At 59.6% G+C, this 13,350-nt stretch carries 12 protein-coding genes and 1 pseudogene; 11 read left to right on the plus strand and 2 right to left on the minus strand.

Features of this window, described 5'->3' with window-relative positions:
- Positions 1–174: 174 nt before the first annotated feature.
- On the minus strand, positions 175–648 hold the full coding sequence (locus RBH10_RS09080) for a VOC family protein (protein ID WP_281039394.1): 474 nt from the start codon (positions 646–648) through the stop codon (positions 175–177).
- A gap of 161 nt (positions 649–809) precedes the next feature.
- A complete protein-coding gene (locus RBH10_RS09085) occupies positions 810–1,400 on the minus strand; it encodes an isoprenylcysteine carboxylmethyltransferase family protein (protein ID WP_281039395.1) in 591 nt (196 codons plus the stop codon).
- 380 nt (positions 1,401–1,780) lie between these two features.
- Here RBH10_RS09085 and RBH10_RS09090 point away from each other — a divergent pair, with 380 nt between their 5' ends.
- The 11 genes and pseudogenes from RBH10_RS09090 (at position 1,781) to RBH10_RS09140 (ending at position 13,297) form a co-directional block, all read left to right on the plus strand.
- Entirely contained in the window at positions 1,781–2,674 is an 894-nt protein-coding gene (locus RBH10_RS09090; protein ID WP_281039458.1) for a lytic transglycosylase domain-containing protein, read from the plus strand.
- 148 nt (positions 2,675–2,822) lie between these two features.
- Positions 2,823–3,236 carry a hypothetical protein gene (locus RBH10_RS09095; protein ID WP_281039396.1) on the plus strand — a complete coding sequence of 138 codons (414 nt, stop codon included), beginning with the start codon at positions 2,823–2,825 and terminating at the stop codon, positions 3,234–3,236.
- A gap of 107 nt (positions 3,237–3,343) precedes the next feature.
- On the plus strand, positions 3,344–5,245 hold the full coding sequence (locus RBH10_RS09100; protein ID WP_281039397.1) for a sigma-54-dependent Fis family transcriptional regulator: 1,902 nt from the start codon (positions 3,344–3,346) through the stop codon (positions 5,243–5,245).
- Positions 5,246–5,376: 131 nt separating this feature from the next.
- Positions 5,377–6,450: a 2,3-butanediol dehydrogenase gene (locus tag RBH10_RS09105; protein WP_281039398.1), complete on the plus strand. Its 1,074-nt coding sequence runs from the start codon at positions 5,377–5,379 to the stop codon at positions 6,448–6,450.
- A 63-nt stretch (positions 6,451–6,513) separates the two neighbouring features.
- Positions 6,514–8,313, plus strand: coding sequence for an NAD(P)/FAD-dependent oxidoreductase (locus RBH10_RS09110; protein WP_281039399.1), 1,800 nt, complete (start codon positions 6,514–6,516; stop codon positions 8,311–8,313).
- 200 nt (positions 8,314–8,513) lie between these two features.
- Entirely contained in the window at positions 8,514–9,494 is a 981-nt protein-coding gene (locus RBH10_RS09115; RefSeq protein ID WP_281039400.1) for a 3'-5' exonuclease, read from the plus strand.
- A 166-nt stretch (positions 9,495–9,660) separates the two neighbouring features.
- Positions 9,661–10,412 (plus strand): annotated as a pseudogene (locus RBH10_RS09120) (GntR family transcriptional regulator).
- On the plus strand, positions 10,409–11,194 hold the full coding sequence (locus RBH10_RS09125) for a transporter substrate-binding domain-containing protein (protein WP_281039402.1): 786 nt from the start codon (positions 10,409–10,411) through the stop codon (positions 11,192–11,194). The pseudogene RBH10_RS09120 and the gene RBH10_RS09125 overlap by 4 nt, the downstream one beginning before the upstream one ends.
- Before the next feature lie 72 nt (positions 11,195–11,266).
- Positions 11,267–11,938, plus strand: a complete 672-nt coding sequence (locus RBH10_RS09130; RefSeq protein ID WP_281039403.1) for an amino acid ABC transporter permease — start codon at positions 11,267–11,269, stop codon at positions 11,936–11,938.
- A complete protein-coding gene (locus RBH10_RS09135) occupies positions 11,935–12,594 on the plus strand; it encodes an amino acid ABC transporter permease (protein ID WP_281039404.1) in 660 nt (219 codons plus the stop codon). Before RBH10_RS09130 ends, RBH10_RS09135 begins: the two co-directional genes overlap by 4 nt.
- Complete coding sequence (locus RBH10_RS09140) at positions 12,572–13,297, plus strand: amino acid ABC transporter ATP-binding protein (protein ID WP_281039405.1); 726 nt, start codon at positions 12,572–12,574, stop codon at positions 13,295–13,297. The genes RBH10_RS09135 and RBH10_RS09140 overlap by 23 nt, the downstream gene beginning before the upstream one ends.
- Positions 13,298–13,350 lie beyond the last annotated feature (53 nt).

Here is a 13,350-nt window from a genome sequence, read left to right on the forward strand (position 1 = left end):
CTTTGACGGATCGCTTACACTTTGTTGAACGTTTTGTGATGACTGGCCGCGCAGGACGATCTGCGCGGCAAAACACGCGGGATAAACGCCACGAGAGCGGATTTTCCTTTATTTTTCGGTCATTTACGGATTTTAGGCGCCCTTCGCTACTTGCTGCTGAATAGTCCGTCTTGGTCAACCCCGACGTGCGGCCTTAATGGCGGCGACGTCGATTTTCGTCATCTTCATCATTGCTGCAAAGGCGCGTTTGGCCTCCGCGCCGCCGGCTGCCATTGCTTCCATCAGCACGCGTGGGGTGATCTGCCACGAGATGCCCCATTTGTCCTTGCACCAGCCGCAGACGCTTTCCGTGCCGCCATTGCCGACGATGGCGTTCCAGTAACGGTCGGTTTCCGCCTGATCCTCGGTCGATATCTGGAACGAAAAGGCCTCGCTATGCTTGAATTCCGGCCCGCCATTGAGACCGACGCAGGGGACGCCGGCAACGGTGAATTCTACCGTCAGCACGTCGCCCTCCTTGCCGGAGGGATAGTCGCTCGGCGCGCGATACACCTTGCCCACCGTGCTGTCGGGAAAGGTCTCGGCATAAAATCTGGCGGCTGCCTCGGCATCCTTGTCGTACCAGATACAGACTATGTTCTTCTTCATTTGCTTGTTCCTCCACAATTGAAGCCCCCATTCGGTATAGAATGCCACTCTGCGGCGAACGTTCCGAAACAGTGGAGGAAAGGCGTAATTTTGCGAAGAGATAAAAGCTGCGTGTCAGGCCGGCATCGGCTCGGCGGTCCAACCCGACGCGCATATCGTCGTTAAAGCCAGCGCCTCACTTTGCGTCGATAGGCATCATATGCCGGGCCGAGTTCTTTCGCCAAAATACGTTCCTCGATCTTCACCTGCAGCACCACTGCGATGATAAGAGCGATGGCGACAACAAGCTGCAGAACCGAGGTGAAGACCAGCACCAACCCGGCAAACAGCACGATCTGCCCGACGAAAACAGGATTTCTGGAAAGGCCGAACGGGCCGCTATCCACGATTGCGCCGAGATGGCCTTCGGCCGCGCCGATGCGCCATGACTTGCCCATATAATGCTGCGCGTAAAGCGCGGTCAGGCCTCCAGCCAACACCAGGCCCGCACCGGTGATGCGGATTGCCGCGCCAAGATCGCAGCGGTTCAGAAGCGGGATTGGTTGTTGCGGCCCCAGCCAAAGGCTGACAAGCGGCAGAAGAGCGCCGAGAAGAAAGGTTATGCGGAAAAGCATGGCAGGGATGGCCTGCCGTTCACGGCCTTTTGCGAAAAGCCAGATCGGTTCTCCCGTCTGTCCTGCCAACCGCGCCGTCAAGATCAAAAAGCCGGCGATATACGCCCAAACGGCGAGTGCGGTTACGATGTCGATCATATTTCCTCCCAGAATACTTGAAATATTGGTCGTATTGACTTCAAGGGCAACGATGTTTTTAATCATGCAGCTCTCAAAGTATAGATACAAACGACGTCTCTTTGTTACTTGAAGCGCATGCTTGAGCTGATGCGCAGATCTTTTGTGGCAGGAAGGGGCGGTTGCTCAAACTTCGCCCGTGTCATTTAAAATCGTCGCGCGTCCATCGGGGGGTAGGCAGTCATTCCGGACCCGCATAAGCACCAACCGGACCGGAAAACTGAAACTTCCATTGAAGATGAGCCGAAGGTCTGGGCATATCGTCCGGATTGTCTGATAATCCGCGCATCGTGCATGGAATTTTCGGGGACGCTCGCTTGGCAGGGATATCGACAAGCCGCATGGGTCTTGCGCTCTGGTTTCTGACTGTCGCCTGTGGCGCGGCCGGGGCTGAGGAGCCGGCTGCGGGAAAAGTGTCCTGCGCCTACACCCATGATGTCGCGCCGGAATTATGTATCCGCGTGGCCAGCTACAATAGCGATCTGTGTCACGCCATCGAGGTTCTGGCCGGGCGCCACGCGGTGCCGCCGGATTATTTCGCAAGGCTCATCTGGCGGGAAAGCCTGTTTCGGCCCAATGCGGTCAGCCCGAAAGGTGCAGAAGGCATAGCCCAGTTCATGCCGGGAACGGCAAGGCTGCGCGGCCTCGAAGACAGCTTCAACATCATCGCCGCGCTGGAGGCGTCTTCCCGCTACCTGTCGGAGCTGAATGTGCAGTTCGGCAATTTCGGTCTGGCAGCGGCGGCCTATAATGCCGGCGAAGGGGGATTGCGGACATTCATCTCGACCGGCCGCCTGCCGACGGAAACCCGGGATTATGTGTTTGCTATAACCGGATATCCCGTGGAGAGCTGGAAAGACAATCCGCCGGAAAAGGCGGCCCCGGCGCTGGATGACAGCCGATCCTTCATCGACGCCTGCCTGCGTCTGGCCGACACGCGAACCATAAATGATCCCGTTCTCATCTCCTCGGCAGATTGGGCGCCCTGGGGCGTGCAGCTTGCCGCGCATTATAATCCGGCGGTGGCAAACCGGCTTTTCACCCGCGCAATAGGCCAGCTGTCCGGGCCGCTTAATGCTGAACGCGCCTTGATCGTCCGGCAGCGAGGCGGAAACTTCGGCTCACGCCCGCGTTATGCCGCCCGCATCGGTCGTGAGACACGGGGGCAGGCCAATCAGCTTTGCGGCGAAATCCGGCAGGCCGGGGTTCCCTGCACCGTGTTTCGCAACAGGTGAGAGTGTCCGCATGGTGCCGTCGATCATAACAAGTTGATCGGCATTTCCGCCGCCCCTTCTTTCAGCGCAAAACTATCGAGCCTAGATTGCGCGCACATCGCAGTGGAACGTGTCCGCCGGTGGCAATTTGTGAAGGAAGAAACTGAAAATGAGATGGCTTGAAACGGGATGTCTGGTCGGCGTGCTGGCTGTTGTTTCCGCGTGCGCCACGACCGGGCAGACGGACGTCTTCCGCACGGTGGCAAGCCTCGTGGGTCAGCCCCGCGATGCCGCTATCGCGAGATTTGGCCGTCCGAACAAGGTCATCATCGAAAAGGGTGCGACGGAATCCTATTGGCTGAAGGTGGATGTCGAGACCTATGCCGGCCTCAGCAACAAGCGGGAAGCCCGCACCGTGGACGGGCAGATGCGGATATCCGAAACGGAAGGCATGAAGATCAAGGAGCACCGCCGCGACTGCATCATCAAGATCACTGCGGACGCTGCTTCCACCATCAAGACCAGCGAGATCATCGGCGATCCGGCCAATTGCGAGAATATTATCAATCGCCCGCATTCCTGAGACAGGCCGCTTCCCGATTGTTGCATCGCTTCGAGCGTCCACCACGGTAACAACCGGATTGTGAGCAGTCTCCTAATATGCGACCATCCGCCCCGGAGGAAGCATGCATGGTATCGACGCTGTCGCATATACGGGAGATCGAACGTGTCGGCATGGGCGCGGTCAGCCCGCGTGATACGCCCGTCATCCAGTCCTGGCTGCGCTGTCTGAACGACTACAAGCTCGATCCGACGATCGCGCAGGAAGCCTATATCGTGCCGGAGCTGAAGCTTCGGGAGCATCGTGAGCAGGCCGAGGAGCTGATCCGCATCGGCCGCTCCGGCCTCGAGGCCCTGTTCAACCAGATCGCCGAACAGAACTATGTGCTTTTGCTGTCGGATGCACGCGGCGTCACCGTCGATTTCATGGGCGATCCGACCTTCGACAACCAGTTGCGCCGGGCGGGGCTTTATCTCGGCTCGGAATGGTCCGAGAACCGAGCAGGCACTTGCGCCGTTGGTGCCTGTCTTGTTTCCGGCGAGCCGGTCATCATCCATCAGGATGACCATTTCGATACCAGCCATATCGGGCTGACCTGCACTGCGGCCCCTGTTTTCGATACGCTCGGCGATCTTACCGCCGTGCTCGATATCTCCCAGCTGCGCTCGCCGACGGCCAAGGCCAGTCAGCAACTGGCGCTGCATCTGGTCGCCTCCACCGCGCGGCGCATCGAGCTTGCCAATCTGATGACCCGCACCCGCAATGACTGGGTACTGCGTCTTGCCCGTTCGCCTGAGTTCCTCGACGTCGATCCCGATGCGGCTATTGCCCTTGATGGTAGCGGGCGCATTACCGGCATGACCCATGGTGGTTTCGGGGCGCTCGCACGCTCGATGAACATGCATGGCCTTGCCACGCGCGATTTTCTCGGCAAGCCGATTTCCTCGGTCTTCGATATCGACGTGGACGACCTGCCGCGCTTCATGCGCGGGCGGCCAAACGGCGAGCGGCTTTTGCGCGCCCGCAACGGTCTGGTGCTTTTTGCCAGCGCCATCGCGCCCGCGGTCAGTATTCGCGCACCGGTTACGTCGGAGCCCCGGTTGCCGCGCGCGCTGAGGGACATGAGCAATGGCGATACGGCGATGGAAAAGGTGCAGGTGCGGGCCGCCAAGCTCGCCGCCCGCGATATTCCCATCCTCATTCAGGGTGAGACGGGCAGCGGTAAGGAATATCTTGCGCGGGCGATCCACGACAGCTGCAACAGCGGCGGCAATTTCATTGCTGTCAATTGTGCGGCGATCCCGGAGCATCTCATCGAATCCGAATTGTTTGGTTACGCGCCCGGCGCTTTCACCGGCGCCAGCCAGAAGGGCAAACGCGGCCTCATCGAAGAGGCAAGCGGCGGCACATTGTTCTTGGATGAGATCGGCGATATGCCGCTTTCCCTGCAAAGCCGCCTGCTGCGCGTGCTCTCGGAAAACGAGGTGCAGCCGGTTGGTGCATTGAAGGCGAAGCCGGTGCGTCTGAGAGTGCTATCCGCATCGCACCGCGATCTTGCCGAGTTGGTGAAGGAAGGTCGTTTCCGGCAGGACCTCTATTATCGCCTGAATGCCGCGACGGTGACGCTGCCGGCGCTGCGGGAGCGCGAGGATCTCGGCTGGCTTATCGACCAGTTTCTCCACCGCATCGAGAAGGAAAACGGCGAGACCTACAGGATCGACGCGGCGGCACGCGAACTCCTGCTTGCGCATGACTGGCCGGGCAATCTGCGCGAACTCTTCAACGCCCTGCGGGTTGCGGCGGCGCTCTGCGACGGCGGCACCATCGATCCCGGTTGCCTGCCGGACCATCTCTTCACCGAAGCCACCGCCAATACGTCGCGGGATGACGACGATCTGCGTCGGGCGCTACAGGACTGCGGCAACAACGTCTCGGCGCTGGCGCGAAGCCTCGGCGTCAACCGTTCCACCATCCACCGCCGCCTCAAACGCCTGAACTTATGCGACCGGTGCAACACCTGTTGCGCGTGACCTGTTGCATTTGTCCGACAGGCTAAAGTGGTGTCTTCGCAACCTGTTGAAATCGCATCATAATAGAGCGTCAAACATTCTGGCATGCCGCTTGCTGATCCTTCTGTGCAAGAACAACAGGAGGAAATGCAATGAAAGCACTGCGCTTTCACGCCGCCAAGGATTTACGCATCGAAGATGTGAATTCGCCGCCCGAGCCCGGCCCGGGCGAGGTGCTCGTTGAAAACAGGTTCTGCGGCATCTGCGGTACGGACCTGCACGAATATGCCTATGGCCCGATCTTCGTGCCGAAGGAGCCGCATCCTTTCACCGGCGCTCACGGGCCGCAAATTCTCGGTCATGAATTTGGCGGTGTCGTCAAGGCCGTGGGCGAGGGCGTCAGCCATGTAAAGCCCGGCGATAGGGTATCGATCCAGCCGCTGATCATGCCACGCCATGGCGATTATTACGCCGATCGCGGTCTCTATCATCTGAGCACAAATCTCGCGCTCGCCGGCCTGTCCTGGCATTCCGGTGGCATGGCGCAGGCGGCTCTTCTCAATGACTACAATGTCCAGCCGATACCCGATGCGCTTTCCGATCAGGAAGCGGCCCTCATAGAGCCCACGGCGGTTGCGGTTTATGCCTGCGACCGTGGCGGTGTAACGGCTGGCAGCAGCGTGCTTGTCACCGGTGCCGGGCCGATCGGCATTCTCGTTGCCATGGCGGCGCGGGCGGCCGGTGCCTCGCAGATATTCCTTTCCGATCTCAACGACACGCGTCTGGCGCTGGCGCGGGAGGCGCTCGGCGAGGTGCGCACGATCAATCCGAAGACGGAAAAGGTCGGCGATGTCATTCGTGCCGAGACCGAAGGCAATGTCGGCTGCGATGTCGCCATCGAATGCGTCGGTAATGAATATGCGCTGAAGAACTGCGCCGATGCCGTGCGCAAGCAGGGTGTCGTGGTGCAGACCGGTCTCCACCCCGGCGAAAACCCGCTGAACTGGTTCGACGTGACCTTCAAGGACATCGATATTCGCGGCTCCTGGGCCTATCCGACCCATTATTGGCCGCGTGTTGCCCGGCTGATCGCCAGCGGCCAGATTCCGGCGAGCCGGATCGTCACCAAATATGTCTCGCTCAGCGAGGCGGTCACGGAAGGGTTCGACCAGTTGCTCGACCCGGCCGGCAAACATCTGAAAATCCTGATCGACCTGTCGCGATAGGCCGATCCGACATGCGGGGCGGTTGAGGAGCCGTCCTGCCACATTGAGCAGGAGGAGGAACACATGCTCGAAAAGACCCCCACCACCCGCCTTCAGGCGCTTCTAGATACCTTCGGCGCGGCGCTTGAAGCTGGCCGGGTCGATGATGCCGTCAATCTGTTTGCCGAGGATTGTTACTGGCGCGACCTCGTTGCCTTTACCTGGAACATCAAGACCGTCGAGGGGCGCGATCAGGTGCGTGACATGCTGCAATCGCAGCTTTCGACGGCGAGGCCCTCCAATTGGCGTGTCGCCACCGGTGAAGAGGCGACGGAAGCGGAAGGCGTTCTGGAAAGCTGGATCACCTTCGAGACGGCAACCGGGCGCGGTTACGGTCTGGTGCGTTTCAAGAACGGCCAGATATGGACGCTGCTGACGGCGCTGTCCGAACTGAAGGGCCATGAGGAGAAATCGGGCTTCACCCGCCCGCTCGGCGCCCGGCATGGCCAGAACCTCGGTGCCAAAACGTGGAAGGAGGAGCGCGAGGAGGAAGCGCGCACGCTTGGCTACGACAGGCAACCCTATACCGTCATCATCGGCGGTGGACAGGGCGGCATCGCGCTTGGCGCGCGGCTGCGCCAGCTCGGCGTGCCGACGATCATTCTCGAAAAGAACGACCGGCCGGGTGACAGCTGGCGCAAACGCTACAAGTCGCTCTGCCTGCACGATCCTGTCTGGTACGACCATCTGCCCTACATCGATTTCCCGAAGAACTGGCCGGTCTTTGCACCCAAGGACAAGATCGGTGACTGGCTGGAATTCTACACCAAGGTGATGGAGCTGAATTACTGGACCCGCTCCACCGCCAAGTCTGCCAGATGGGATGAGGCGGCGAAGGAATGGAAGATCATCGTCGATCGTGACGGCGAGGAAGTCGTGCTCCGGCCAAAGCAATTGGTCTTTGCCACCGGCATGTCCGGCAAGGCCAATATTCCGGATTTCAAGGGGCGAGAGCGTTTCAGCGGCGATCAGCACCATTCCTCGCAGCATCCGGGGCCGGATGGTTACAAGGGCAAGAAGGTTGCGGTCGTCGGCTCGAACAACTCGGCCCACGATATCTGCGCCGCGCTCCATGAAGTGGGTGTTGATGTGACGATGATCCAGCGTTCGACCACCCATATCGTCAAATCCGACACGCTGATGGATATTGGGCTCGGTGCGCTCTATTCCGAACAGGCTCTGGCGAACGGCGTAACGACGGCAAAGGCCGATCTCATCTTCGCTTCGTTGCCGTATCGGATCATGCACGAGTTCCAGATTCCGCTCTATGACAGGATGCGGGAACGCGACGCCGATTTTTACGCCGCGCTGGAAAAGGCCGGATTCCAGCTCGATTGGGGTGCGGATGGTTCGGGCCTGTTCATGAAGTATCTGCGGCGCGGCTCCGGTTATTATATCGATATCGGCGCCTCGCAGCTCATCATCGATGGCAAGGTGAAGCTTGCCGCCGGTCAGGTGGACGAGATTACCGAGAGTTCGATAAAACTTGCCGGTGGCAAGGAAATTCCCGCCGATGTCATCGTTTATGCGACGGGCTACGGGTCGATGAATGGCTGGGTTGCCGATCTCATCGATCAGGAAACGGCTGACAGGGTCGGCAAGGTCTGGGGTCTCGGCTCGGATACACCGAAGGATCCGGGGCCGTGGGAAGGCGAGCAGCGCAACATGTGGAAGCCGACGCAGCAGGAGGCGCTGTGGTTCCACGGCGGTAACCTGCACCAGTCGCGTCACTATTCGCAATATCTCGCCTTGCAGTTAAAGGCACGCATGGAGGGGCTTCCGACACCTGTTTATGCATTGCAGCCGGTTCACCACACACGCTGACCACGGGTATTTCAATCGATAGCGGCAAAGCAAAGAGGGGGGCGGAACATTCCGCCCCTTTTGCGAATCCGATGCGGGCAATGCCAAACGGACGCCGCCCGGTTTCTGTGGATGAGAGAAACCGGAGTTGTTAGTGTCAGCCTCTGCGCATATGTTGGAGTACTTATTCTCGATTTCCGGCCAAGGCGGACAGGAGTGGAATGACCTCCCAGTTGGATTTTTTCGGCTCCGCGACAGCGCGGCTTCCTCAGGCTGAGCGCGGGCGAAAAGCGGGTGGTCGCGAAACGACGCAGAAGACGGTTCCCGACGACGAGGCTCTGGCCGCACATCTCGAATCGACAGGCAATTACCGTATCCTGCGCAAGCTGCAGCCGCGCGCGGTCAGCGACCAGCCCAGAGCGGGATTTCCACGGCAGGGCGTGATCCTCGATACCGAGACGACGGGCCTCAACCACCGAACCGACGAAATCATAGAAATCGGTATCATTACCTTCACATTCGACGATCAGGGTGCGATCGGTGATATCACCGGCGTTTATGGCGGTTTGCGACAGCCGGGCACTCCCATTCCGGAAGAGATCACGCGCCTGACGGGTATCACCGATGAGATGGTTGCCGGACAGTCGATAGACATCGACCAGCTGACCTCGCTTGTTACCGGCGCCGATTTGATCATTGCCCACAATGCCGGCTTCGATCGTCCCTTTTGCGAGGCCTTCTCGCCGATCTTCCGCAACAAGGCCTGGGCCTGTTCCGTTTCGGAAATTGACTGGAGTGCACGCGGTTTCGAGGGCAGCAAGCTTGCCTACCTGATCGGGCAATCCGGCTATTTCCATGATGGCCATCGCGCCGTCGATGATTGTTTCGCACTGCTGGAAGTGCTGGAGCAACAGAGGCCGGGCCAAAGCGGAACGCCTTTCATGGAGCTTTATGAGGCGAGCCAGCATTCCCGGGTCCGTATTTATGCGGAAAACAGCCCGTTCGACATGAAGGACCACCTGAAAAAGCGGGGTTACCGCTGGTCGGACGGTTCCGACGGTCGGCCGAAATCCTGGTGGGTGGAGCTGTCGGAAGAAAAGCTCGAAGACGAGCTGCATTTCCTCCGAACCGAAATTTACCGATGGGACGCCGATCCCACGGTCAAGTATCTCACGGCTTTCGACCGCTTCAAGGCCGGTTAGAGCGAAGTCCCGCGGCAAACGCACCGGGGTCACGCAGCTCTGCGTTTTTTTTGATGGACGTCAATTTTCTTGCTCAAAATTTGAGCGAGTGGGCGCGTGCATTTCAGGTAGATTTTGATTTTAAAAGAATAATCCGTTCTGGCACGGGCCTTGCTTTCAATCTTGTATGCAAGATTTACATACCAGGCAGGACCGTCAGATAAATATCGAAGAAGCCATCGTTTCCGGCATTCTTTCGGCACGTATCCGGCCGGGCACGCGGCTCAGCGAAAATCAGCTGGCCGGACTTTTCGCCGTTTCGCGCACCCGGGTCCGGGAGGCGATGATGCGTCTGGAAACACGCGGCATCGTCCATGTCAGCGCGCGCCGGGGCTGGTTCGTCGTCGAACCTTCCGCCGAGGAGGCGATGACCATTTACGAGGCCCGGCGGATCATCGATCCGGGTTGCTGCGCAGCATGCGGGTGCTGTCGGAGGAGGGGCGCAAGGTTCTCGTCGCGCATCTCGAGGAAGAGAAGATTGCAATAGCCGCAGGCGACCGCCAGCGCCTTACCTGCCTGATGGGTGATTTCCATATCCGCATCGCTGAGCTTTGCGGCAACGCCGTCCTTATCGAGCTGCTGCGTGATCTCACCGCCCGGACAATTCTGATCTCCATGCTCTACCAGTCGGAATTCCATGCCCTCCAATCCCATGAGGGGCATTGTCGGATCTTCGACGCCATGGAAGCGGGCGATTTCGTGAGGGCGGCGGAACTTTCCATAGAACATCTGGACGAGGTGGAAACCGGCCTCGACCTCACACGACGCCCGGATCCTCTCGCCGGCCTTCGCCGGTCGCTTGCCCTGCCGGAAAAGAATGGCGGCGATCCGGACAAAATCCACATGCAACCAAATCAACACAAGGAGAACGACATATGATCTTCAGACGGACCCTCATCGCTGCCGCTGCCATGGCTGCCGCCTTTGGTCTTTCCGCGCCCGCCAAGGCGGACGCCCTTGCCGACATCACCGCACGCGGAACGCTGCGGGTGGCCGTGCCGCAGGATTTCCCGCCCTTCGGCAGCGTTTCGGCTGATATGACCCCGCAGGGTTATGATATCGACATGGCCAAGATGATCGCCGACAAGCTGGGCGTGAAGGTGGAACTCGTGCCTGTCACCAGCGCCAACCGCGTTCCCTATCTCCAGACCAACAAGGTCGACCTTGTGATCTCCAGCCTCGGCAAGAATGCCGAGCGCGAAAAAGTTATTGATTTCTCCGATGCTTACGCGCCTTTCTTCAACGGCGTTTTCGGCCCGGCCGATGTTGCGCTCTCCAAGGCCGAAGACCTGAAAGGCAAGACCATCGCCGTCACCCGTGGCGCCGTCGAGGACCTGGAACTGACAAAGGTTGCGCCTTCGGATGCCACCATCAAACGCTACGAGGACAATAACGGCACCATCTCGGCCTTCCTTTCTGGCCAGGTGGAGGTTGTCGCGACTGGCAACGTCGTCGCCGCCGCGATCCTCGCCAAGAACCCGCCGAAGCGCCCGGAACTCAAGTTCCTCATCAAGAACTCCCCCTGCTATATCGGCCTCAACAAGAACGAACCGGCCCTGCTGGAAAAGGTCAACGCCACCGTAGCCGCCGCTAAGGCAGACGGCTCGCTGAATGCGATCGCCGCCAAGTGGCTCGGTCAGGATCTGCCGAAAGACCTTTGATCATCATTCGCCCTGGTCATCCCGGATCCGCCGGGATGACGCCTTTCTTCACCGGCGCAAGGGGACTGTTTCTTGAGCTATCAATTTGATTTCCTGTGGCTTGGCGAATATTGGCCACAAATTGCCAAAGGCATCGCCATTACCAGCCAGCTCACGCTCGTCGGCGGTGTGGTCGGCGTTTCATTCGGCATCGCCTGCGCCTGGGCGCGGGCGCTTGGACCTGCATGGTTGAAGCCCATCGTCGGCATCTATGTGGAACTCATCCGCAACACGCCTTTTCTGATCCAGTTATTTTTCATCTTCTTCGGCCTGCCATCGCTTGGTTTCAAGCTTTCAGAGCTGACGGCGGCCAATCTGGCGATGATCATCAATCTCGGCGCCTATAGCTGCGAAATCATCCGCGCCGGCATTCAGGCGACACCGAAGGGCCAGTTCGAGGCGGGCGCGAGCCTTGCAATGACGCGCTTCGAGACCTTCCGCCATGTGGTGCTGACGCCCTCGCTGCAACGCATCTGGCCGGCGCTCTCCTCGCAGGTGGTCATCGTCATGCTCGGCTCGGCCGTCGTCTCGCAGATCGCCGTGGAAGACCTGACCTTTGCGGCGAACTTCATCCAGTCGCGCACATTCCGCGCCTTCGAGGCCTACATCCTGTCAACCGTCATCTACCTGGCGCTCGCTATCCTGCTGCGGCAGGGCATGCTGGCGCTCGGCAGCTTTCTTTTCCCGAGGAGGGCGGCACGATGACCGAATTCACCCTTTGGGACATTCTGCGCAATCTCCTGCTTTCCGCCCGCTGGACGCTGCTGCTCTCGCTCGTTTCCTTCATCGGCGGCGGCATGGTCGGCATCCTGCTACTGTGGTTGCGCATCAGCCCGCGCCGGGCTTTGAACCGCACTGCCCGCGTCTATATCGAAGTGTTTCAGGGCACGCCGCTGCTGATGCAGCTCTTCATCGCCTTTTTCGGCCTCGGTCTCCTCGGCGTCGATGTTCCGGCCTGGCTTGCGGCCGGTGTGGCGCTGATCCTCTGGACGGCTGCCTTCCTTGCGGAAATCTGGCGCGGCTGCGTGGAGGCGATTGCCAAGGGGCAATGGGAGGCGTCCGCCAGCCTTGCCATGGGCCGCCTGCAACAGATGCGTTACGTCATCCTGCCGCAGGCGATGAAGATCGCCATTCCGCCGACGGTCGGTTTCTCCGTGCAGGTCGTCAAGGGCACGGCACTCACCTCCATCATCGGTTTCGTTGAACTGTCCAAGGCCGGCACGATCGTTACCAACGCCACTTTCCAGCCTTTCACCGTCTACGGGCTGGTCGCTCTCATCTATTTCGCTCTCTGCTGGCCGCTGTCGAAATCCAGCCAGTTCTTGGAAAGGAAGCTCAATGTCGCTCATCGAAATCACTGAAGTCCGCAAGAGCTTTGGCGACAATGAGGTTCTGAAGGGCATAAACCTGGATGTTGAACCCGGCGAAGTGATCGCCATCATCGGAAAAAGCGGCTCCGGAAAATCGACGTTGCTTCGCTGCATCAACGGGCTGGAGACGATCAGCGGTGGTTCCATCCAGGTCGCTGGTGCACAGTTGCTGGATGATGAGCTGCATCTGAAGGCGTTGAGGCTGAAGGTCGGCATGATCTTCCAGCAGTTCAATCTTTTTCCGCATCTGACGGCCGGCGGCAATGTCATGCTTTCGCAGATGGTGGTGAAGAAGGTCACCAAGCCGGAGGCGGAGGTGATGGCGCGCAAGATGCTGGAACGTGTCGGACTGGCCCACAAGTTCGATGCCTTTCCGGATGAACTGTCCGGCGGCCAGCAGCAGCGTGTGGCGATCGCCCGCGCCCTTGCCATGCAGCCGATCGCCCTTCTCTGCGACGAGATCACCTCCGCGCTCGACCCCGAACTCGTATCGGAGGTGCTGGCCGTCGTGCGTGAACTGGCAAAGGAAGGCATGACGCTTTTGATGGTGACGCATGAGATGAAGTTCGCCCGCGATGTCTGCTCGCGCGTCGTTTTCATGCATCAGGGCCGCGTGCACGAGATCGGCCCGCCGGAAGAGGTTTTTGCCAATCCCCGGACAGCGGAACTCAAGCAGTTCCTGGGCGTGCTCTAAGCAACTTGCCGACGCACGTCACCGAAACGGTGTGTGCGTCGGCACCATTCTTC

It is taken from the genome of Rhizobium sp. AN73, assembly GCF_030757975.1.
Taxonomy (GTDB): Bacteria; Pseudomonadota; Alphaproteobacteria; order Rhizobiales; family Rhizobiaceae; genus Agrobacterium; species Agrobacterium arsenijevicii.

Excerpts from the sequence above, each read along its gene's own strand:
- RBH10_RS09080 (WP_281039394.1), bottom strand. The coding sequence starts at position 648 with ATGAAGAAGAACATAGTCTGTATCTGGTACGACAAGGATGCCGAGGCA.
- RBH10_RS09085 (WP_281039395.1), bottom strand. The coding sequence starts at position 1,400 with ATGATCGACATCGTAACCGCACTCGCCGTTTGGGCGTATATCGCCGGC.
- RBH10_RS09090 (WP_281039458.1), top strand. The coding sequence starts at position 1,781 with ATGGGTCTTGCGCTCTGGTTTCTGACTGTCGCCTGTGGCGCGGCCGGG.
- RBH10_RS09095 (WP_281039396.1), top strand. The coding sequence starts at position 2,823 with ATGAGATGGCTTGAAACGGGATGTCTGGTCGGCGTGCTGGCTGTTGTT.
- RBH10_RS09100 (WP_281039397.1), top strand. The coding sequence starts at position 3,344 with ATGGTATCGACGCTGTCGCATATACGGGAGATCGAACGTGTCGGCATG.
- RBH10_RS09105 (WP_281039398.1), top strand. The coding sequence starts at position 5,377 with ATGAAAGCACTGCGCTTTCACGCCGCCAAGGATTTACGCATCGAAGAT.
- RBH10_RS09110 (WP_281039399.1), top strand. The coding sequence starts at position 6,514 with ATGCTCGAAAAGACCCCCACCACCCGCCTTCAGGCGCTTCTAGATACC.
- RBH10_RS09115 (WP_281039400.1), top strand. The coding sequence starts at position 8,514 with ATGACCTCCCAGTTGGATTTTTTCGGCTCCGCGACAGCGCGGCTTCCT.
- RBH10_RS09125 (WP_281039402.1), top strand. The coding sequence starts at position 10,409 with ATGATCTTCAGACGGACCCTCATCGCTGCCGCTGCCATGGCTGCCGCC.
- RBH10_RS09135 (WP_281039404.1), top strand. The coding sequence starts at position 11,935 with ATGACCGAATTCACCCTTTGGGACATTCTGCGCAATCTCCTGCTTTCC.
- RBH10_RS09140 (WP_281039405.1), top strand. The coding sequence starts at position 12,572 with ATGTCGCTCATCGAAATCACTGAAGTCCGCAAGAGCTTTGGCGACAAT.